Source organism: Christiangramia gaetbulicola (assembly GCF_003054225.1).
GTDB classification, from domain to species: domain Bacteria; phylum Bacteroidota; class Bacteroidia; order Flavobacteriales; family Flavobacteriaceae; genus Christiangramia; species Christiangramia gaetbulicola.
The window spans coordinates 1-22,610 of the sequence record NZ_QBKQ01000003.1 but is presented as its reverse complement, the minus strand read 5'-3'; the positions used below and the strand labels follow the sequence as shown (position 1 = coordinate 22,610).

The window sequence follows — 22,610 nt, the reverse complement described above, 5'->3', positions numbered from 1 at the left end:
TTTTATTCTTCAGACGATTTACGGGTGGAATGCAGCATATCCAGTTTCCACCCATTTTTTGTTCTTACAGCAATGGCACTCTCAAGCCATTGTCGCTCTCCAACTACCTCTCCGTCCTTAATAAAGGTTGCAGTGTTGTGATAAGCTATCCACGCAGTGTTATCTTTTATCTTTACTTCAATAAATTCGAATTCATTTTTACGTTTTCTACCCTGAAGATCATAAGAAGACAGTTCACTTTTTATACGCTCCATATCCCAGACTTCTCCCACCTCAAGAAGTAAAAAATCACTGGTAAAATATGTATCCAGCTTATCAATATTCATCTCTGAAAAGATATCATCAAAAGAATTCTGTATCAAATCTTTTAGCTGCTGCTCATCTGAAGGATTCTGGGCACTAAGATGTATAGTAAAAAACAAAAGCGGAAGTAAGAGTATTTTTTTCATATCCAGGATTCGATTTGATGTCAAGATACTTCATTTTACCAAATAAAAAACCTCGTGGATTTCACGAGGTTTAATAATGTGAAGTGTACTGGATTCGAACCAGTGACCCCTACCCTGTCAAGGTAATGCTCTGAACCAACTGAGCTAACACTCCTATTGCAGCCCAAATATATTAAAAAGAATTATCCTGAAATACTTAATAAGTGCAGATGATTAAAATAAAAAAGGCTTCCATTTCTGGAAGCCTTTTCTTGTTCTGTGGGCGCGAAGGGATTCGAACCCCTGATCCTCCCGATGTGCAATCGGGATGCTCTCTAGCAATTAAACCTCCTTATCTATCAAAGCTTCAATCATCTTCCTACTCTTCCAAAGCTTTATTTGCTTTTCCCGTTTAAAAGCATCCTCCTTTCTTTCGTACTCTTCTGAATATATTAACGTCCAATCCCTGGCTTTTGAAGTAAAACCTGCAGAAGAATTTAAATGTTTTTCTAGGCGTTTTTGCAAATTACCTGTTGCACCGACATAAAATCGATCTAGCTTCTTTGAGAACAGTATATAAAGATGGAAAGGCATTAGGATAAATATACCCTTAAAAATAGAATTCAATACTAATCATAAATAAAAAAGGCTTCCATTTCTGGAAGCCTTTTCTTGTTCTGTGGGCGCGAAGGGATTCGAACCCCTGACCCTCCCGATGTGAAATCGGGATGCTCTCTAGCAATTAAACCTCCTTATCTATCAAAGCTTCAATCATCTTCCTACTCTTCCAAAGCTTTATTTGCTTTTCCCGCTTAAAAGCATCCTCCTTTCTTTCGTACTCTTCTGAATATATTATTGTCCAATCCCTGACTTTAGAAGTAAAACCAGAAGAAGAACTTAAATGTTTTTCTAAGCGTTTTTGCAAATTACCCGTAGCACCGACATAAAATCGATCTAGTTTCTTTGAGAACAGTATATAAAGATGGAAAGGCATCAGGATAAATATACCCCTAAAAACAGAATTCAATACTAAGCATAAATAAAAAAGGCTTTCATTTCTGAAAGCCTTTTCTTGTTCTGTGGGCGCGAAGGGATTCGAACCCCTGACCCCTTGGGTGTAAACCAAGTGCTCTGAACCAACTGAGCTACGCGCCCTTCATGATTGCGGATGCAAATATATTAAAAATCACTTACCACAAGTATAAAATTTTAATGATTTTCAATTAAAATTTCAGGCATTAAAAAAGGCCTCCATTCCTGGAAGCCTTCTCTTGTTCTGTGGGCGCGAAGGGATTCGAACCCCTGACCCCTTGGGTGTAAACCAAGTGCTCTGAACCAACTGAGCTACGCGCCCTTGCGTGATTGCGGATGCAAATATAGACTAGATTTTCAATTACACAAAACAATTTCAGCGAAAAATTGAATTAATTTTTCAGACTGAAAATAAAATCCGGCAATCAAAAAAAAGCCCTGAACTAAGTAGTTCAGGACCAGTTTTTTATTTCATTAACTCAGGTACATTCCTGTAAACATAATCGGCATGCTTCCCGGTAAAAATTTTACCCATTTCTTCCATGAAGGCTGTTCTCTCCCCTTCATCCTTCCAAACAGATTCAGCAATCTTACCTTCTTCATCAAAAAATTCTTCGATCTCTCCAAGGCTGTCAAAGACGAATACCTCACTCATTTCCCTGCTATTAGATCCCCATAGATGCCTGTGGGTGTAATAGCCCTTAAGCTTTTTACTCTTTTTGGTTACCTTTTCGTAATACTCTCTGAATTTTTCCGGAGAACCTTCTCCATTCATGGCAAGATCACTGCTTCGAACATAAAAGATACGAGACTTACTGGTATCACCTGTTTCCGGGATCATATAGTTCATAGACTGGTAGATCTCATCATTATGGTCTGGCGCATAATAGCTAGCCTGCTTTTCGAAGAATGCAGCTCTTGCATCTTCGTTTGGCCAACCTTTTTCAATTAGCTCCTGATTTATCTCATTAGCTTTTTCAATATCAGCCCAGGTCTTATATACATTTACAAGTACGACCTCTGAATTGTCTGGAGTGAAATAATGTGTATAAACACCAGAGCTTAAGATTAGATCATTCTTACTGGTCACCTTATCGAAATACTCCTTTTCTGTTTCCAGCCAATCTGAAAAATCGGCATCTGGATTATCACTCCAATGTGTGGTGGTCATGGTAATGTACACCGGCTCGTAAGGCTGATCATTTTGTTCCTGGGCTACGGCATTTCCGCTTAAGGAAACAAATAGCACCAAAACTAATAGTTTTGCAATTGTCTTCATTTTTAGTTGAATTTATTAGTGAATAATATCCACAGCTAAATAGTCAACTCAAGAGTAGGGATGGGTTATAACAACGGAAAGTTAAGTGACAGACCGGGGGAAATGAATCTAGTTAACTGTTAAACAATACCTTATAAAGATAGGCGAAATTTTTATTCCACCTAATATTCGATCATATTACTTCGGCAACCGTAAAGTTACTGCCTCCTATAAAAATAAGATCATCTGCTAAAGCAGCGCTCTTAGCGGCCATAAATGCATCCTGAACAGATTCATAAATATCCCCTTCTAATCCATATTTTAAGGCCTCTGCCTGCAGTAAATTAGCTTTCAGACCTCTTGGGACGTCTGGTTTTGAAAAGTAAAATTTAGCCTCTTTAGGAAACATTGGTAAAACCGTAGAAAGGTCCTTATCATTTACCACTCCTATCACCATGTGTAACTGCCTGTAGTTTTCGTTTTTCAATTGTTTCAGGACATATTGCAGCCCCTCAGCATTATGTGCGGTATCACAGATCACTTTTGGAGCATCTTGAAGTATATCCCACCTACCGCGTAGACCGGTATTGGTTTTCACATTTTCAAGTCCATCTGCAATAGCTTTCTCATCTATTTTCCAGCCAAGGTCTTTCAAAACCTTTAAAGAAGACAGAACAGTCCTTAAGTTCTTCTGCTGATAATCCCCTCGCAGATCTGTAGAGTAATCAGGTAAGTTAAAGTCTTCAGCAAAGAATATTCTAGCACTTTTCTCTTGCGCTTTCGATTGAAAAATAGAAATTGTTTCCTCTTGTTTTTCTCCAATAACTACCGGTATTCCTTCTTTAATAATTCCTGCCTTTTCACCTGCGATCTCGCTAAGATTAGTTCCCAGAAAGGCGGTGTGGTCAAGGCCGATATTGGTGATCACTGAAAGTTCGGGGGTAATTATATTGGTAGAATCCAACCTTCCTCCCATACCCGTCTCGATGATGGCGATATCAACTTTTTCCCTGGCAAAATAATCGAAGGCCATTCCCACGGTCATTTCAAAAAAGCTCAATTTGTTCTCCTCCAGAAAAACCTGATTGTTTTCAATGAATGCCACTACATTCGCTTCCGGGATTACCTTACCATTAATCCTGATCCTTTCTCTGAAATCCTTTAAATGAGGTGAGGTATACAGACCCGTCTTGTAGCCTGCAGCCTGAAAAACTGAAGCCAGCATATGACTAACTGAACCCTTACCATTGGTTCCAGCCACATGAATACTTCTGAAATCATTTTCAGGATGACCTAAATGTTCGGCAAGTTTTATGGTGTTGGAAAGGTCCTTTTTGAAGGCCTGCTTTCCGATTCTTTGAAACATCGGTAACTGCTGAAACATCCATTCAACAGTTTCTTGATACGTTTTCACTTATTCCGTGAGTTTAAAATCGTAGATAATCGTTCCCACCTGGGTGGCAGGAGCATTTGAATCGCTGTTGAATCTTGTAGCGAGAGCGGCTCGTTTTGCCGGTCCGGTTAAACAGGCGGCACTATTGGTAGTACCCTTCATTCCAGGCTGTGCGCTTATAACACGACCAGACTGGTCTACAACGATCTTAACCACAACAATCCCTGATTCGTTACAATCCTGTACGAACTTTTCCTTGTTCAGAGCCTTTCTTCCACCAAGTCGGTAATTCCCATCACCATCCAATCCGGCACCCTGGCCATAATATGAACTGGCCTTAGGATCACCATCTGGGCTACCTTTATCTCCAGCGACGTTATCATTGCCTTCACCACCGGTAGCAGTTCCAGATCTTTCCGGACCGTTAAGGATACTGCTTAAAGCATCGTTCGTTGATTTATCTGGTTTAGGCTCAGGTTTCTTAACAGGTTCAGGATCCTTTTTAGGTTCAGGCTGCTTGGTTTCAACCGGAGTTGGCTCCTTTTTCTTCTTTTCTATAACCGGCGCTTCTTCAATATCCTGGGTCACGACTTCTTTTTCGATCACAGGTTCAGACTTTACAGGCTGCGCAGCTACTTTTTTTGGAGCAGATTTAACCGGCTCTTTAGGCTGCTCATTTCCCGATCCAACTTCTGAAGTCCCGAAATTTATAGCAATCCCACTTTCTGGCGGCGGATCTAAATAAGTAAGGCCGAAAAATATCAAAAGAAGGATCAGCAGTACATGCAGCACTACTGTAATGGTAAAAGATTTCTTCTCATGTTTAGTTTCCAGCAACGACATTCTATTCAGGTTTAACCGCTAATACGATCTTGTAACTATTTCTATTTGCGATATCCATAACATTTACCGCTTTCTCTATAGGCACTCCTTCTTCCACCCTTAAGATGATAGTAGGATTCTCCTCACCGGCAAGACGGGTTTTCAGAGTAGATTCCAGTGCGCTATTACTTATTCTCTCGCTATTTATATACACCTGAAGATCTTTGGTAATACTAACCGAAAGCGTTTGCTTACTGGTAGTTTTACCTTTCGCCTTTGGTAAAATAAGGTCAAGTGCTTCAGGAGTTATAGCCGGAGAGGTTAGCATGAAAAAGATGAGCAGCAGGAAAACCACATCTGTCATCGAGCTCATGCTAAACTCTGGGCTTATTTTATTTCTTCCTCTTAAATTCATATTAAGCAGGTTCGTTTAGAAGGTCAAGGAAATCTACCGCGGTAGCCTCCATTTGATGTATCACTTTATCTGTTTTCACCACGAGGTGGTTATAACCTATATAAGCGATAATACCTACAATTAAACCTGCAACGGTAGTGGTCATGGCAGTATAGATCCCTTCTGCAAGAGCACCCATTTGAGCCTGGCCGCTACTGGTCGCCAATTCATGAAATGCAAGCACCATACCAATCACAGTTCCAAGGAACCCGATCATCGGGGCAGCACCAGCTACGGTTGCCAGGATACTAACGTTCTTTTCGAGTTTATAGACCTCAAGACGACCTGCATTTTCTATCGCAGTGTTAATGTCTTCTAACGGACTTCCGATCCTGGAGATACCTTTTTCGGTTAATCTTGCCACCGGAGAATCACTTTGAGCGCAACGCATCTTGGCAGATTCAATATTACCGTTAAGAACGCTATCCTTGATCTGCAACATAAAATTCTTATCTACCTTACTTGCTGCCTTAATGGCGAACAATCTTTCAAAATAAATGTAAACCGCTGCGAATAAGAGAACAAAAAGAATGATTATAATAATCTGACCTCCAAGACCACCACTAAACATGAGGTCGAATAATGATAAGGTCTTTTCTTCTACGATCGGCTCTGCCGTCTGTGCAGCTTCGGCTACCTCGTCCTGCTGAAAAAAGTTAAGCATATGTATAAATGGGTTTTTTAATGTAACGTGCTTTAATGATATTAATTGTCAACCAAATTTAATTAATCAGCATTAGGCTTTTACTGAAAGAAAAAAATGTTTGCACAAACTTTTAAACAAGCTGTTTTAGAGCAACTTCGAAAGCTGTTTTACTAATATTGGTCTTACTGCTGTTATTGTCGAAGGTATTCTGAATGGCGTTCTTTATAGTCATTGAAGTATCGTTAAATATAGCCTCATCGGTCATCTGAACTCTTCTTTCCATAAAGTAAGCGAATACTCTGGCCATTCCACAATTCGAAATAAAGTCTGGGATCAAGCTTACGCGCTCATCGGTGTATTCCATAATAGGGCCAAAGAAGATCTCCTTATCGGCAAAAGGAACGTTTGCTCCACAAGAAATAACCTCCAGTTTTCTATCTATAAGATTAGTGATCTGGTCTTTAGAGATAAGTCGTGAAGCTGCACACGGAGCGAAGATCTCTGCATCTAGCTTCCAAACTTTTTCGTTGATCTCTTCAAAAGGAATTACATTATCATGTCGTAGAGCATTCCCGTCTTTATCCAGGAACATCTGTTTGATCTCTTCAAAACTGAATCCTTCTTCATTGATCAATCCACCGGCGCGATCTATAATTCCAACGATCTTAGCTCCCATTTGGGCAAGATAATAAGCAGCTGCGGAACCAACATTTCCAAAGCCCTGAACGATCGCTCTTTTTCCTTTAATATCACCACCGTAAATAGTGTAATAATGGTGTACAGCTTCTGCCACTCCATAACCGGTGATCATATCTGCCACGGTATATTTTCTAGTCACATCGGGCGAAAAATTAGTATTCTCCAATACCTTGATCACCCCCTGTCTTAGCTGGCCTATCCTGTTAATTTTATCGGCTTCTGTAGGTTGGAAATGCCCGTTAAAGACACCTTCCTGCGGATGCCATACTCCACAATCTTCAGTAATTGGAATAACTTCATTGATCTCATCTACATTAAGATCACCACCAGTACCATAGTAACTTTTCAATAATGGAGAAACTGCTTTATACCAACGTTCTAAAACCCCTTTTTTACGTGGATCTGCCGGATCGAAATTGATCCCAGATTTAGCACCACCAATTGGAGGTCCTGAAACCGTAAATTTCACTTCCATGGTTTTAGCCAGTGAAAGTACTTCGTTCTGGTCTAAACCTTTTCTCATTCTGGTTCCTCCACCGGCAGCTCCTCCTCTAAGGGAATTAATTACTGTCCAGCCTTCGGCCTCTGTTTCAGAGTCTTTCCAGTTAAAAACAATTTCGGGTTCTTTATTCTCGTATACTTTGAGTAATTCTTTCATTTTTGAATTATTTTGAAGCAAATATATAAAACTAAGCAGGCTACATTTGGAATTTGGCAAAATATTCAGGGTTCATAAACTCTGCCCGAAGAATGATCCATTTTTGCACCTGTAACCGAGCTAAGGACATTTACTTCATCCCTTAATTTTAGAACACCAAGAAGGGCAAATATCAAAGCTTCTTTAAAGTCTATCAACTGCTTTTCTGGGATTATAAAAGTACAGGCAGATTTCGATCTTAATTGCTCGATAAAGAAAGAATTAAAAGCCCCTCCTCCGGTTAATAATACATCTGAATGTTTATCGTTGTCCAGGTTTGCAGCTATCTGAGTGGCGGCATGTATCGCGAAGGTTTTCAAAATATCGGGAATCTCGAGATCGTATTTTTCAATTAATGGAATGACATCAGAATTCACCCACTCTATTCCTAATGATTTTGGTGGTTCTTTTTTATAGAAACCAAGAGAATTAAGGTCTTTAAGCAGATCTTCATGAATTTTCCCAGAACGGGCAAGCTGCCCTTCTTCGTCATACTCCTTACCCATCTTATTCATGAAATAATTGAAAACCGTATTCACAGGGCACAGGTCATAGGCAATTCTTTGACCTTCTTTTTCCAACGAAACGTTCGCAAATCCACCTAGATTGATGCAATATTTATATTCAGAAAAAAACAGTCTGTCTCCAATAGGAACCAGTGGTGCCCCCTGGCCTCCAAGCTCAACATCCTGAACTCTGAAGTCACAAACTACGGGGATATTTAATGATTTAGCCAGTTTAGGAAGATTCCCTATTTGCAAAGTAATGCCCTTCCTTGGCCTATGTTTTACCGTATGACCGTGACTGCATACGACATCTAAAAGGTCTATATCATATTTAGTGATAAACTCACTAATTACATTAGCCAGATAGTCGGTATACTCACTATCCAGACTCGTTAATTCTGGTGCATCGAGCTTAATAGCATTTGAAAGCTTTTCTCTCCATTCCGGCGTATATGAAAACGTTTCCGATGCTAAAATTGAAAAATCTACCTGATCCTTAAAGCTTATTTCGGTAAAAACCAGGTCTATCCCGTCGAGCGAAGTTCCAGACATAACCCCTATAACTCTGTATTCCGTTTTTTCCATATTCGTAAAAATACTTAATATCAATTGAAAAATAGCTACCAAAAAGCTATCTTTGCCGTCCAAAAATCAGTTTTTTCTAAAAATTTTTCAGATGGATTTCAAACTTACAGAAGAACATATAATGATACGTGATGCAGCCCGGGATTTTGCGAAAGCAGAACTTTTACCTGGGGTGATCGAAAGAGATGAAAAGCAGGAATTTCCGAAGGAGCTTATCAAAAAGATGGGCGAACTAGGATTTCTAGGGATGATGGCATCACCGGAATATGGCGGTGGAGGAATGGATACTATTTCTTATATCCTTGCCATGGAAGAGCTTTCGAAAATTGATGCATCAGCTTCAGTAATGGTCTCTGTAAATAATTCATTGGTATGCTGGGGGCTTGACACCTTCGGGACTGAGGAACAAAAGAAAAAATACCTTTCCAAACTTACTACAGGAGAGAAACTCGGAGCTTTTTGTCTTTCTGAACCAGAAGCAGGAAGTGACGCTACTTCTCAAAGAACTACGGCGATAGATAAAGGTGACCACTATATACTTAACGGGACCAAGAACTGGATCACCAATGGTAGCTCTGCAGATTACTACCTGGTGATCGCCCAGACCGATAAGGAGAAAAAACATAAAGGAATTAATGCCTTTATCGTAGAAAAAGAATGGGATGGTTTTGAAATAGGACCAAAAGAACAAAAATTAGGAATTAGAGGTAGTGATACGCATTCATTGAATTTTAATGATGTAAAAGTTCCTAAAGAAAACAGGATAGGTGAAGATGGCTTTGGATTTAAATTCGCCATGAAAACCCTTTCTGGAGGAAGAATCGGGATCGCTGCTCAGGCTTTAGGAATTGCTTCTGGAGCATATGAGCTGGCCAAAGATTATTCTAAACAACGTAAAGCGTTTGGTACAGAGATCTGTAACCACCAGGCTATCGCATTTAAACTTGCCGATATGCATACACAAATCGAAGCTGCACGTCATATGGTAATGAAGGCTGCCTGGGATAAAGACCAGGGTCTTAATTATGACCTATCTGGTGCCATGGCTAAATTGCACGCTTCACAAACGGCGATGGATGTTACCGTAGAAGCTGTTCAGGTTCATGGAGGAAACGGGTATGTTAAAGAATACCACGTTGAAAGATTAATGCGAGATGCTAAGATCACCCAGATATATGAGGGAACTTCAGAGATCCAGAAGATCGTAATTTCAAGAAGTATCCTTAAGGACTAATTTTTTTTTTGAAATTTATATAAAGCAAAAGAGCAGCCAATTGGCTGCTCTTTCTTTTTTGGACTATGTTCATTTTTACTTATCTGCAATAACTTTTGCAGTATAGACCGCTCTATCTGTAATCATTCTAACCACATATACCTGATTAGGCTTGGTCCTGAAATCTACATTAAATTTCGAGATACTACTTGAATTTACCGCCTTATCATAATAGGTACTCAAGAGTCTACCATTAAGATCGAAGATCTGCACGGTAACATCTGAAGTATAATCAAATAGATATCCAATATTCAACACATCTTTAAATGGTACTGGTGCTACACTGAACATAGGTTCGGAAGAGTCTACCTTAGATTGAGTTTCTGAACTTATATTAGTTGATTTGTTCCTAGGCCCATTAGAGCTAATACAACTTTGCTTAGCACTAAACCTTTTCTTAGGAGTATACACCAATGGAGAACTTTCGCTGCGAATTTCAGAAATTAAATCTGCATTCTCGCTTGTACAGATATCTGTATGAGCTATCAGGTAGAAATCCCCTGAGACGCTGATATTCTCTATCGTATAATCGGTCACATACCCAATATTTCCTTGTGGATTTTGAGGGTATTGCCCAGGAGCCACGGTATAATCATAATTTTTACCTTTTTGCTTATAAGGAAGTGGCTCACATCCAACATATAGATGCACAGAACTCATAATATATCCAGGATCTGCAACGAACTGAACATCAATTGTTCCATCTCCATTATCAATAATATTAACTTCTCCTACAAGCGCTCCTTTGGAAATATCACATTGACCTGCTCCGGCATAAAGATCCAAGGAATAATTTCCTACGGTGGAATAATAATTGGTCCATCCCCATCTATTATCATTCGGAATAAGATCTGGATATTGATCAAAGCAATTTGAGCTGGAAGCGTCTTTTGCAAAAGCAGTTTCACAGGTTATACAATTTGGCTCGATAAGCACTGCAGGAGCAATGGCTGATAAACATCCATCTGGACTTTTTGAAATTACATAGTACTGTCCAACTGCAACCCCGGTAATTAAACCATTACTTGCGTCATAATTCATATAAGAGGACGCAGGTACAGCTTTTATGGTAGTAAATTCCGATTGAAGGATAACGGCATAAGAATATCCAGGTACATGATTGGTAATTTGAATACTACCAAAATATGTAGATCCATTGTAAGTATCACAAGTTGGATCATTTACCATTAAAGTCACGTTAGAAGGAATATCTAAAGGAATTGGAGTAGTAAACTCGTAGTCCTTTTCACAACCCGTGGTTTTATCCCTTGCAGTTAAAACATAGTCCGTATCATATTCCAGATCTGTAAATGGACCAGCATAATCTGCGAATGTACCAGACTGACCTTTAATCACTAATCTAAATTCTAATCCACTAGTGTCTGAAGTCACAGCTATAGAAGGAGCTTCTCCAAAACAAGTTAGCTGTGGCTCTTCAGTTTCAAAAGTCGGCAGTGGATTAATTTTAACAGTAACATCTACTGAGGCAGCACATCCTGTTTCGGTGAGTGTCACCTTAGCATACAGGTCGGTAACATTATTCAAATTTACCGCGTTATCAGGATCGATCAAGCTACCACCAGAATCTGGATCTCCATCATACCAGGCAACTGTACCGGTTTCACCATCTAAAACAGTAGATTCATAATCATTCAAGTCTGTACTGGTCTCATCAATACAAATCTCGATCATTGGATCTGCCGGAGTTGGCAATGGATTTATGGTTACAGTTACGTCAACAGTACCCTCACAACCGGTATCCCCTAAGGTAACTTTTGCAAATAAATCTGATACATTATTCAAATTCACCGCATTGTCCGGATCGATCAATGTTCCTCCAGATTCAGGATCACCATCATACCAGGTAACTGTTCCCAAAGCACCATCCAGAACAGTATTATCATAATCGTTCAGATCTGTACTGGTCTCATCGGTACATATCACGATCATCGGATCTGCAGGTTCCGCTTCCGGATTTATGGTTACCGTAACATCTACTGAGGCTATACATCCTGTATCGGTTAATGTTACTTCAGCAAACAGGTCGGTAATATTTTTCAAATTCACCGCGTTATCGGGATCGATCAAGCTACCACCAGAATCCGGATCACCATCATACCAGGCAACCGTTCCCATTTCACCATCTAAAACAGTGGAATCATAATCATTCAGATCTGTACTGGTCTCATCGATACAGATCACGATCATTGGATCTGCCGGAGTTGGCAATGGATTTATGGTTACCGTAACATCTACTGAGGCTGAACATCCAGTTCCAGTGAGTGTCACTTTTGCAAACAGGTCGGTAATATTATTTAAATTCACCGCGTTATCAGGATCGATCAATGTTCCTCCGGAATCAGGATCACCGTCATACCAGGCAACCGTTCCCATTTCACCATCTAAAACAGTGGAATCATAATCGTTCAGGTCTGTACTGGTCTCGTCTATACAGATCAGGATCATTGCATCTGCCGGAGTTGGTAATGGATTGATCGTTACTGTAACGTCTACAGAAGTATCACAACCTGTTTCGGTGAGTGTCACCTTAGCAAACAGGTCGGTAATATTATTAAGATTTACCGCGTTATCAGGATCGATCAAGCTACCACCAGAATCCGGATCTCCATCATACCAGGCAACTGTACCGGTCTCACCATCTAAAACAGTAGAATCATAATCATTCAAGTCTGTACTGGTCTCATCGATACAGATCACGATCATTGGATCTGCCGGAGTTGGCAATGGATTTATCGTTACCGTAACGTCAACAGTACCCTCACAACCGGTATCCCCTAAGGTAACTTTTGCAAATAAATCTGATACATTATTCAAATTCACCGCATTGTCCGGATCGATCAAGCTACCACCGGAATCCGGATCACCATCATACCAGGTAACTGTTCCCAAAGCACCATCCAGAACCGTAGTATCATAATCATTCAGGTCTGTACTGGTCTCATCAATACAGATCACGATCATTGGATCTGCTGGCTCTGCATCTGGATTTATGGTTACCGTAACATCTACTGAGGCTATACATCCTGTTTCAGTAAGTGTCACCTTAGCAAACAGGTCGGTAATATTATTCAAATTTACCGCGTTATCAGGATCGATCAATGTACCTCCAGAATCAGGATCGCCATCATACCAGGCAACCGCTCCCGATTCACTATCTAAAACAGTGGAATCATAATCGTTCAGATCTGTACTGGTCTCATCGATACAGATCACGATCATTGGATCTGCCGGAGTTGGCAATGGATTTATCGTTACCGTAACGTCTACTGAGGCTGAACATCCAGTTCCAGTGAGTGTCACCTTAGCAAACAGGTCGGTAATATTATTCAAATTTACCGCATTGTCCGGATCGATCAATGTTCCTCCGGAATCAGGATCTCCATCATACCAGGCAACCGTGCCGGTCTCACCATCTAAAACAATGGAATCATAATCGTTCAGATCTGTACTGGTCTCGTCTATACAGATCACGATCATTGGATCTGCCGGAGTTGGTAATGGATTTATCGTTACCGTAACGTCTACTGAGGCTGAACATCCAGTTCCAGTGAGTGTCACCTTTGCAAACAGGTCGGTAACATTATTTAAATTCACCGCATTGTCCGGATCGATCAATGTTCCTCCGGAATCAGGATCACCATCATACCAGGCAACCGTGCCGGTCTCACCATCTAAAACAGTGGAATCATAATCGTTCAGATCTGTACTGGTCTCGTCTATACAGATCACGATCATTGGATCTGCCGGAGTTGGCAATGGATTTATCGTTACCGTAACGTCTACTGAGGCCTCACAACTCGTTTCGGTGAGTGCCACCTTAGCAACCAAGTCGGTAATATTATTCAAATTTACCGCGTTATCCGGATCGATCAAAGTTCCTCCAGAATCAGGATCACCATCATACCAGGCAACCGTTCCTGTTTCACCATCTAAAACCGTGGAATCATAATCATTCAGATCTGTACTGGTCTCATCGATACAGATCACAATCATTGGATCTGCCGGAGTTGGCAATGGATTTATCGTTACTGTGACGTCTACAGAAGCCTCACAACTTGTTTCGGTGAGTGTCACCTTAGCAAACAAGTCGGTAATATTATTCAAATTTACCGCATTATCGGGATCGATCAATGTCCCTCCAGAATCAGGATCACCATCATACCAGGCAACCGTGCCGGTCTCACCATCTAAAACCGTGGAATCATAATCGTTCAGGTCTGTACTGGTCTCATCGATACAGATCACGATCATTGGATCTGCTGGAGTTGGTAATGGATTTATCGTTACTGTGACGTCTACAGAAGCCTCACAACCTGTTTCGGTGAGTGTCACCTTAGCAAACAGGTCGGTAATATTATTCAAATTTACCGCGTTATCCGGATCGATCAATGTTCCTCCAGAATCAGGATCACCATCATACCAGGCAACCGTTCCCGTTTCACCATCTAAAACAGTGGAATCATAATCGTTTAGATCTGTACTGGTCTCGTCTATACAGATCACGATCATTGGATCTGCCGGAGTTGGTGAAGGATCTATGGTGATCTCTGCCGAATCTGACTCAGAAGTACAAGTACCCCCCGCTATTCCACTTCCTGTAACTATAACAGAATAAGTACCGGCTTCAGATACAGAAATACTGGAAGATGTTTCCATAGGAATAACAACGCCGTCTTTCTTCCATTCGAATGTTAAAGGTGGTATACCTCCATCTACTGAAGCAACCAAATCCTTCGGAAATTCATTTTCACAATCAGTAATATCCTCAATTGTAACTTTAGGCTCTACGTTAAACCCACCCCCAATATAGTCTTCAAGAATCGAAGTAACGACATTTGAGGACCTGGTTTCTATAAGAAAAGAAGAGAAGCATGTTTTAGCTAAATTTAAAGTGGCAATATCTATAAAACCTTCAAAGAAGGTAACTGGAGGCATATTGTTCGTTAATGGATCATTTTTCACTTGGTGTGGCCAGGGAGTAGGTTCATTATTTGTATTCAGATATGCATTTAGTGTGCTATTATCGGTATTAATCTGAACCAGGGATTTAGTACTTTGAGGAATATCCCCATTTCCTGTTCCTACCCATCTATAAGCATTCACCGTACCAATTGCTCCACCTTGAGTAACCTCGACAACAACTAATACATCTCCAACCTCATGGGCACCAGAAAAAGAACCGATTAGGCTCTGGACATCTTGCTGAAATAACCAGAATCCTATATTGGTAGTTCCCTCTGAAGAAAGACGGTTTCCAAAAAAGTATATTACACCATTAATTAAAATCGCTCCTCCCTGCCCTATATCACTTTTATCACTTGAGGTTCCTGCCTGATTTTGCCATGAAGGAATATCGATATGGTCTTTTGTACTTCCACCGATGAAGCTTCGATCAGGTTCCGTAGTTCCGTCATCGAATCTAATACCAGTTGAAATACTATTAGGATAGGTGTTAAAAATATTACCATTATAAACATCTTCCCAGTCTAACTTCCCATCCCTATTTGTTACAGAGGTAGCTGGATCTGGACTATTACTAAAACAATTCCCATCTGTGAAACCTGGCAAAATTTGTCCCTGGGATTCAAATGAGAAAAAAATAAAGAAAGACAAAGCTATTAAACCAAACCAACGGCTAATACCTAAGCTCCTTGTTCGTGAAGAGAGTGTAACTTTTTTCATAATAATCAATATTAAGTTTTGGCCATACACAAATAGGACCTGTTTGGTTCTGCAGAAAAGGGGACTATATTTTTGAATAAATAAAATAGGGTCTAACCTGACCTAAATGACCAGGGGCATTTTTAGGAATGCCAACTACCGGGGGGAAGAAAAATTTCGATTTGGGAATCTATTTAAAGAATCACTTCTTTTATATAATTATTACGCGCCGGTTTATTAGGATAAGATATCCAAATATGCAGGTGCGCACTGAAAACACCAGATTTTTACTATCTAATAAATAGTCTCAACTGGTTTCGATTCAGGGGGGAATAAATTAACATTACAGGGGGCAGGGAATAACTAAAATGAAGAGTAGGAATTACTTCTGAATTTTTAGTTACAATCAAATATATTAAAAAAGATTTAACAAAAATCCATTAGCTAGCTATCAAGGGTTCAAAATAACGGTTTGATACATAAATTACTGGTTTTCACCCATTAACGCTTCTCATGTTTGGCATATAAAAAACAAAAGCAGCCTTCCGGCTGCTTTTGAAAAGGATTTATTTTAAAATTATTATTCTGATGAGATGATCGTTTTAGAGAAACTTTCTCTATCTGTATTCACCTTAATAATATACGCCTGGCTAGGTCTTACCGTAAATCCAAGCTCGAGATTATTGATATCTCCGGCTGCTACTCCTTTAAATATAAAGTTTTGTAACATCTGGCCGTTGATATTGAAGATCTGAATATTTACATTGGAAGTATATGTAAAATTATATTTCACATTCAAGGTTTCCCTGAAAGGAACAGGCGACACATCGAATCCGCTAATGGCCTCGCTAGATGCTACAGCTAAAATGGACGGACAGGAATCTGAAGGAGCTGTTGTTGCAACTGAACCTCCTAATGGGCATCCTGCCATATTAAGCATATCCAGGTAACTACCAAATGATCCTGCTGTTCCACCACTAAAGGCAGCATTAACATCACTAATTAAACCATCAACACTGGTATATGCGAAGTCAACTTCTGAACTACATGTATTAAGCAATGCAGCTACAGATTGTCTTCCAAGGTTATAAATACCACCACCCTGAATATTTAGCACTTCCAATAAAGTTAAATCTGCTAGTTCTGACGGTGCATTAGTAAATATATCGCCGTAAATATCACAGGTTGCATAGGCATCACACCATCTGTCTGTATGGTTTTTCCAGTAACCAAGGGTACATCCTTCCTGGTCACATTCTTCAACAGTTACCATAATTACAGCGGTTCCGTAACAAATATCATCTCCGTTGGTAGTCTCGCTTCTTACATAATAAGGAGTTGTTCCTACACCAGGACTAACGATACTGCTTCCAAGAGCATTCATACCACTATCTGCATCTTCCTGAGTAGTATGATAAGACAGGCTTCCGCCATCTGCAGACACATATAGTGACAGATCTACAGATTCACCATTACAGATAGTATCTGGATCTGTTGCAGTGACATCAGGATTATCGTATACATAGATCATAAATGATGCTATAGTATAGCAATCCTCATCTCCATCTGTGGTACTATCACTTCGCACCCAAATTTGATCTGATCCAATAGCCACGCTGAATGACAATGGATTTTCAATGGCAGCAGTTTGATTCATAGCATCAGTTTCAGAATTGTAGAAACTTAAAGTTCCGCCATCGGCATCGGTAACCCCGTCATTAAGATCAAAGGTTTGTGCTCCGGTGTCTTCATCTTCACAATCTGAAAGATCCTGAACCATTAGATCTGGATTATCATAGACCGTGATTTCAAAAGAATCTATAGTATAACATCCTTCTTCCCCATCATTATCATTATCGCTTCGAACCCAAATAGTTTCAGACCCAAGGTCCACGCTATAAGTTAGTGGCGATGCAATACTATTTGAAGCTGCAATGGCATCTGCCTCAGAATTATAGAAGCTAATTGAACCGCCATCGGCATCGGTAACTCCATCATTAAGATCAAATGTTTGTGCTCCGGTAGTTCCATCTTCACAATCTTCAAGATCCTGAACCATTAAATCTGGATTATCATACACATTGATCATAAAGGATTCTATACTGAAACAGGTTTCATCACCATCACTTTCATTATCACTTCTTACCCAAATTTGATCTGATCCAATATTTACACTAAAAGACATTGGGTTTTCGATGGCACCGGATGCATTTATAGCTTCTGCTTCAGAATTATAGAAACTTATGCTACCTCCATCAGCATCGGTAACACCATCATTAAGGTCAAAGGTTCTTGCTCCAGTAGCTTCATCTTCACAATCTGCAAGATCCTGAACCATAAGATCTGGATTATCATACACTGATACATCAAACGACTTGATGGTGAAACAGTTTTCTTCTCCATCATCATCGTTGTCCAAACGCACCCAGAAGGTATCACCTTCCTGACCAACACTTACCATGGTTGGATTTGAGATCGCATTTTCAGGAACAAGAGCATCTGCTTCTGAGTTATAGAAACTAAAGCTTCCTGCATCTTCATTACTAATAGCATCGTTCAGATCGAACTCGGCAGTCTCCGTATCATCTGCCTGACAAGAAGCAAGATCTTCCACATCAAAATCTGGGTTATCATAAACGGTCACATCAAAGGATGCCAGACTGAAACAGCCTTCTTCGCCGTCATCATCATTATCACTTCGTACCCACAAGGTGGTAGTACCAAGGTCTGCGCTATATGATTCTGGAGATCCTATTGCTCCAGATTCTGCCAAAGCATCGGCTTCAGATTCATAAAAACTAAGTGATCCACCATCGGCATCGGTAACCGCATCATTAAGATCGAAGGTCTGAGCTTCGCTAACACCATCTTCACAATCGGCAAGATCCTGAACCATCAAGTCTGGATTATCATAAACGGTGATATCAAAAGAGGCTACACTAAAACAACCTTCTTCGGCATCTTCATCATTATCGCTGCGTACCCAAAGCGTTGTTGTTCCAAGGTCTGCACTATAGGATTCTGGAGATCCTATTGCTCCTGACTCTGCAAGAGCATCGGCTTCAGATTCATAAAAACTAAGTGATCCACCATCAGCGTCGGTAATGGCATCATTAAGATCGAAAGTTTGAGCTTCTGTATCTTCGTCTTCACAATCTTCCAGATCCTGAACCATCAAGTCTGGATTATCATAAACGGTAACCATAAAGGATTTAATGGTATTACAATCTTCTTCTCCATCATCATCATTATCCAGTCTCGCCCAGAATTGCTTCGGACTTTCTTCCAGAGTAACACTTACTGAAGTTGGATCGCCTATGGCTCCTGTAGCGGCGATGGCATCTGCTTCAGAATCGTAAAAACTTAAAGTTCCCTCTTCCTCATTGCTAATGGCATCATTAAGATCGAAACTTTGAGCACCAGTATCGGTATCTTCACAGGCCTCAAGATCTGACACATCAAAATCTGGAGACTGGTAAATGGTAATGGTAACCATCGACCTGGGTCCTTCACATTCTCCTATGGTACAACTAGCCCAGAAAGAGGTTGTTTCTGTAATTTCTCCAGGTGAATATGTATTTCCAGTATCTAATGCTGTACCACCTTCAGCCTGGGCATACCAGGTAACCGTACCTTCACAGCCTTCTGCGGTAAGAGTATCATCCCATACATCACAGGCAGCCTGGTCTGTTAACTCAGGTGCTTCAGGAGTTAGGTCGATTTCAATATCGATTGGTTTACCAGGGAAATCTTTAAGTTCAGATTGTGCCGAGTTACCAGAAGTTCTGGTTCGCACAAATAGAGTACTAAGATTTACGCAGGCATCCTCTGGGAAAAACGCAGATATGTTCACTGCACCTTCAGCCCACTGGTTGATAGAATATTGATAGAAACCTGCTTCGTTGATAGGATCCTGGTTATAAATAGAATAAGGCACGATGGTTTGCACATCGTTTTCTGTACCAAAAACGGTTCCTGTTACCGGAGTAATTATCTTATAGATAAATCCTCCGGAACCATTAGTTGACCATTGTCTTACCACAACTTTTGCAGCTCCACCACCATTGGTAAATTCAATAGTGATCAATAAATCAAGCAGGGTTCTACCTCCGTCTGGTCCTTCTGAAGTAACTGAACCATCATTATTTAAAGTTAAGGGAGCCTGCAGGATCTCAAAATCTATATAACTACTACCATTGGTCACCTGCCTGTCTGCGGCAAAGGCTATCCAAAGATCTCCTTCATTACCATATTGAATCCCAGGATCGGCATAGGAAAAATGCGCGATAGCATTCTGTATCTCGTTCTTGTTTGGAGATGAACCGGTTCCCCAGGTATAGGTATTTGGGTTATCATTGATCTTATTTGAACTGGTAAAGATCGTAGGATCATTATTAGTGATATTGTCCCTGAAAAATGTTGTTTGATCGGGATACAAATAAAAATCTGGAGGATATGGCGTATCAGGAATTCCCTCTGCTATACCGTCTGATGCTGAAGGAGGAAAAACCCCACCGGGGTCTGCACCTTCAGGGTCTGTTCCATTTTCGAAAAGCCAGTCTCCGGCATCAGGATCATCTCCCGTCACCCTTACGTAAGCATTTCCATCAATAGCAAGACCTCCCTTAGGCTGTAGCAAAGGTGCTACTCCTTTAATATTCTGGGCATTTAAATTTACCTGAACTCCAAAAGAAAAAATTACTGCAGTTATTAGCAGGAAAATTCTATTGGCAAACCATCTACTCATCTCTGAGCCATCTGCTGGCTCTCTGTCTTTGACACTTAAGATGGGAACAAATAATGTTCTCATCCAGGATGTAATAATTTCCATATGGTTTTAATTTAAGGTTAGAATAATTATTTTACCATATGTTCGGAGAAGCACTGGATTGGGGCTAAAATGAAGAATCTATTAATCTTAGGAAAGGGGGGTAAATCTCATATCTTCAAGAGACGAAGAATGTAAATTATCTTAATAATTTAGTTACCAACTTTTAGTTGATCTATTTACTCTCAAAATAGATATCACTCTAGATTGCCGAGCTTATAAACGGCTAAAGCTACCGTTAAAATCACTTAAAGTTACAGGAAAATTGGGGCTTTATAAAGTATTCTGAGTTAAATCATAATGGGGGGATTCCCTTAATTCTTGAAATTGAAATTTTAATATAAAGACCTTGTTTCCTGAAATAAAAAAAGCAGCCTCTCGGCTGCTTTTAGTTTTAATATGAATCTATTTCTAATTACCAGACATAACATTCTTAGAGAAGGAATCTCTGTCTGTTTCTATTCTCATGATATATACCGAATTCGATCTTAAGGCGAAATCTATATTTATCTGAGTTTCATCTCCATTGCTAACCTGCTTATCTGTATAAGTCCTCAGTAACGAACCATTAAGGTCGAAGAACTGGATCTTAACATCTGAAGTATACTCAAAGTCATACCTTACAGTCACCTGATCTTTGAAAGGAACAGGAGCTACGCTAAAGCTTGGTTCTTCAACGGTAATTGAAGATTTCAAAGCAGTTGTCTCACTTGTAATCGCTGCTGCAGGTGAAGCATTGCAATCTATAGCGGAGATCTGACCAAATGAACCAGAAATTGGATTGCCGCCAATAGTCATTCCAAAAGTATAAGTAGATTCTCCATATGTTTTATCAAGAATAGACTTAACATCGTATTTCACCGAAATCACATACCTCTCATTTGCAACGGCATTAAATGTAACACTTACATTACCTGTAGGAGATCCTTTATCCGTTTCGATTGTTACTCTTGTTCCCTTTTTGATATCATTACAACTATCGAAAGTTTGGACCTTAACGTTAGAAGAATTCACTACCAGGAATGGAGAAAGCACACTTAAATTATCCCTCGTTTGTACTATATTAATAGTAACCTTCCCTGTTGAAGTGGCAATCCAATCGCCAAAGTAAAAGAATACACCTGGCGTAGCGTTGCTTACTAAATTACCACCCTTTGTTAGACAAACAGCATCCAGAACAATTGCGCTAAGATCATCTATATTCTCACTATAGTCCTGACAATCTGTTTGGGTAGGGAAAATATGGTCACAGTTAATTGGTGAATTAATTACTACATCACTAACTAACCCAATACAACCATTGGAGTCTTTGATCTCGCAATCGTATGTTCCCGCACTTAATCCAGATAAATCCTTGGAAGTACTACTAAAGGTTGCATCTCCCTGTTTTGTCCAGGAATACGTATAACCTCCAGATCCTCCTGAAACAGACAAACTAATTGTACCATCTGCGAGGAAACAAGTTTCATCCCCTGGAGTTGGTGTACCCAGAATTGGCAGTGGATCGCTTATTTGGATTAAGTCCTTCTCTGTGGTACATCCATTTTCATCGGTAACCACTACTTTATAGAAACCTTCTCCCAGATTGTTGAAAGTATATTTTGAGACAACATTATCTTTCGATTCAACAGTTGTTCCAAGACTACTTAACACCATATCATATGGTCCAGTTCCACCGCTAGCAGTTACTTCAATTGAACCATCTTTGGCAGCTACACATTTAGGATCAAAGGATTTATCTAAATTAACCTTTAATTGATCTGGCACTTCGATATCTGCTGAAGTAGTCGCGGTACATCCGTTTCCATCTGTAATGGTCAGATTATAAGTTCCTGCAGCACTAAGACCACTTAGATCTTCTGTACTCGCTGTATAACCGCCAGGACCTGTCCACGAATAAGTCAGTGGCGCTACTCCATTGGTTATCTCTACCGCAATGGCTCCATCTGCAGCATTGCCATCATCATCGTTACAGGAAACATCGGTTGGAGTCGCACTCGCACTAAAGGCCAGTGGCACTTCGATATCTGCTGAAGTAGTCGCGGTACATCCGTTTCCATCTGTAATGGTCAGGTTATAAGTTCCTGCAGCACTAAGACCACTTAGATCTTCTGTACTCGCTGTATAACCGCCAGGACCTGTCCACGAATAAGTCAGTGGCGCTACTCCATTGGTTACATCTACCGCAATGGCTCCATCTGCAGCATTGCCATCATCATCGTTACAGGAAACATCGGTTGGAGTCGCACTCGCACTAAAGGCCAGTGGCACTTCGATATCTGCTGAAGTAGTCGCGGTACATCCGTT

General features: G+C 40.2%; 14 protein-coding genes and 3 tRNA genes. 1 reads left to right on the top strand and 16 read right to left on the bottom strand.

The window, feature by feature from the left end; genetic code table 11:
• Positions 1 to 2: 2 nt before the first annotated feature.
• The 13 genes from C8P64_RS11540 to C8P64_RS11480 all read right to left on the bottom strand — a co-directional run bounded on the left by C8P64_RS11540 (position 3) and on the right by C8P64_RS11480 (position 8,520).
• The gene (locus C8P64_RS11540) at positions 3 to 449 is read right to left on the bottom strand and encodes a DUF4440 domain-containing protein (protein ID WP_108172944.1); all 447 of its coding nucleotides are present in this window, start codon (positions 447 to 449) and stop codon (positions 3 to 5) included.
• 79 nt (positions 450 to 528) lie between these two features.
• Positions 529 to 603, bottom strand: a tRNA-Val gene (locus C8P64_RS11535).
• A 167-nt stretch (positions 604 to 770) separates the two neighbouring features.
• Positions 771 to 1,022, bottom strand: coding sequence for a GIY-YIG nuclease family protein (locus C8P64_RS11530; protein ID WP_108172256.1), 252 nt, complete (start codon positions 1,020 to 1,022; stop codon positions 771 to 773).
• Positions 1,023 to 1,170: 148 nt separating this feature from the next.
• Positions 1,171 to 1,422, bottom strand: a complete 252-nt coding sequence (locus tag C8P64_RS11525) for a GIY-YIG nuclease family protein (RefSeq protein WP_108172255.1) — start codon at positions 1,420 to 1,422, stop codon at positions 1,171 to 1,173.
• A gap of 86 nt (positions 1,423 to 1,508) precedes the next feature.
• Positions 1,509 to 1,583 (bottom strand) — tRNA-Val (locus C8P64_RS11520).
• A 124-nt stretch (positions 1,584 to 1,707) separates the two neighbouring features.
• Positions 1,708 to 1,782: transfer RNA gene (locus tag C8P64_RS11515), tRNA-Val, on the bottom strand.
• Positions 1,783 to 1,926: 144 nt separating this feature from the next.
• Positions 1,927 to 2,739 (bottom strand): hypothetical protein, encoded by an 813-nt coding sequence (locus tag C8P64_RS11510; RefSeq protein ID WP_108172254.1) that lies wholly within the window; start codon positions 2,737 to 2,739, stop codon positions 1,927 to 1,929.
• Between the two features lie 172 nt (positions 2,740 to 2,911).
• A complete protein-coding gene (locus tag C8P64_RS11505) occupies positions 2,912 to 4,132 on the bottom strand; it encodes a bifunctional folylpolyglutamate synthase/dihydrofolate synthase (protein WP_245889699.1) in 1,221 nt (406 codons plus the stop codon).
• A complete protein-coding gene (locus tag C8P64_RS11500) occupies positions 4,133 to 4,954 on the bottom strand; it encodes an energy transducer TonB (protein WP_108172253.1) in 822 nt (273 codons plus the stop codon). It lies immediately after the preceding gene.
• Position 4,955: 1 nt separating this feature from the next.
• Positions 4,956 to 5,348 (bottom strand): ExbD/TolR family protein, encoded by a 393-nt coding sequence (locus C8P64_RS11495; RefSeq protein WP_108172252.1) that lies wholly within the window; start codon positions 5,346 to 5,348, stop codon positions 4,956 to 4,958.
• Between the two features lies 1 nt (position 5,349).
• Entirely contained in the window at positions 5,350 to 6,051 is a 702-nt protein-coding gene (locus C8P64_RS11490) for a MotA/TolQ/ExbB proton channel family protein (RefSeq protein WP_108172251.1), read from the bottom strand.
• A 112-nt stretch (positions 6,052 to 6,163) separates the two neighbouring features.
• Complete coding sequence (locus tag C8P64_RS11485; protein ID WP_108172250.1) at positions 6,164 to 7,390, bottom strand: Glu/Leu/Phe/Val dehydrogenase dimerization domain-containing protein; 1,227 nt, start codon at positions 7,388 to 7,390, stop codon at positions 6,164 to 6,166.
• A gap of 65 nt (positions 7,391 to 7,455) precedes the next feature.
• Positions 7,456 to 8,520 carry an anhydro-N-acetylmuramic acid kinase gene (locus C8P64_RS11480; protein WP_108172249.1) on the bottom strand — a complete coding sequence of 355 codons (1,065 nt, stop codon included), beginning with the start codon at positions 8,518 to 8,520 and terminating at the stop codon, positions 7,456 to 7,458.
• Positions 8,521 to 8,611: 91 nt separating this feature from the next.
• Between C8P64_RS11480 and C8P64_RS11475 the strand changes: the two genes are divergently transcribed.
• Positions 8,612 to 9,754 (top strand): acyl-CoA dehydrogenase, encoded by a 1,143-nt coding sequence (locus C8P64_RS11475; RefSeq protein ID WP_108172248.1) that lies wholly within the window; start codon positions 8,612 to 8,614, stop codon positions 9,752 to 9,754.
• A gap of 75 nt (positions 9,755 to 9,829) precedes the next feature.
• Here the strand turns inward: C8P64_RS11475 and C8P64_RS11470 are convergent, their stop codons facing one another.
• The 3 genes from C8P64_RS11470 to C8P64_RS11460 all read right to left on the bottom strand — a co-directional run.
• Entirely contained in the window at positions 9,830 to 15,496 is a 5,667-nt protein-coding gene (locus C8P64_RS11470; protein ID WP_146167219.1) for a T9SS type A sorting domain-containing protein, read from the bottom strand.
• Between the two features lie 559 nt (positions 15,497 to 16,055).
• Complete coding sequence (locus C8P64_RS11465; RefSeq protein ID WP_108172246.1) at positions 16,056 to 20,306, bottom strand: Ig-like domain-containing protein; 4,251 nt, start codon at positions 20,304 to 20,306, stop codon at positions 16,056 to 16,058.
• Between the two features lie 408 nt (positions 20,307 to 20,714).
• Positions 20,715 to 22,610 (bottom strand): SprB repeat-containing protein (locus tag C8P64_RS11460; RefSeq protein WP_211307618.1); only part of this gene is annotated, 1,896 nt, incomplete at its 5' end.

What these genes read in the sequence shown, in the direction of transcription:
- C8P64_RS11465 (WP_108172246.1), bottom strand. Translation starts at nt 20,306, where the DNA reads ATGGAAATTATTACATCCTGGATGAGAACATTATTTGTTCCCATCTTA.
- C8P64_RS11525 (WP_108172255.1), bottom strand. Translation starts at nt 1,422, where the DNA reads ATGCCTTTCCATCTTTATATACTGTTCTCAAAGAAACTAGATCGATTT.
- C8P64_RS11530 (WP_108172256.1), bottom strand. Translation starts at nt 1,022, where the DNA reads ATGCCTTTCCATCTTTATATACTGTTCTCAAAGAAGCTAGATCGATTT.
- C8P64_RS11500 (WP_108172253.1), bottom strand. Translation starts at nt 4,954, where the DNA reads ATGTCGTTGCTGGAAACTAAACATGAGAAGAAATCTTTTACCATTACA.
- C8P64_RS11490 (WP_108172251.1), bottom strand. Translation starts at nt 6,051, where the DNA reads ATGCTTAACTTTTTTCAGCAGGACGAGGTAGCCGAAGCTGCACAGACG.
- C8P64_RS11540 (WP_108172944.1), bottom strand. Translation starts at nt 449, where the DNA reads ATGAAAAAAATACTCTTACTTCCGCTTTTGTTTTTTACTATACATCTT.
- C8P64_RS11475 (WP_108172248.1), top strand. Translation starts at nt 8,612, where the DNA reads ATGGATTTCAAACTTACAGAAGAACATATAATGATACGTGATGCAGCC.
- C8P64_RS11480 (WP_108172249.1), bottom strand. Translation starts at nt 8,520, where the DNA reads ATGGAAAAAACGGAATACAGAGTTATAGGGGTTATGTCTGGAACTTCG.
- C8P64_RS11470 (WP_146167219.1), bottom strand. Translation starts at nt 15,496, where the DNA reads ATGAAAAAAGTTACACTCTCTTCACGAACAAGGAGCTTAGGTATTAGC.
- C8P64_RS11510 (WP_108172254.1), bottom strand. Translation starts at nt 2,739, where the DNA reads ATGAAGACAATTGCAAAACTATTAGTTTTGGTGCTATTTGTTTCCTTA.
- C8P64_RS11485 (WP_108172250.1), bottom strand. Translation starts at nt 7,390, where the DNA reads ATGAAAGAATTACTCAAAGTATACGAGAATAAAGAACCCGAAATTGTT.
- C8P64_RS11495 (WP_108172252.1), bottom strand. Translation starts at nt 5,348, where the DNA reads ATGAATTTAAGAGGAAGAAATAAAATAAGCCCAGAGTTTAGCATGAGC.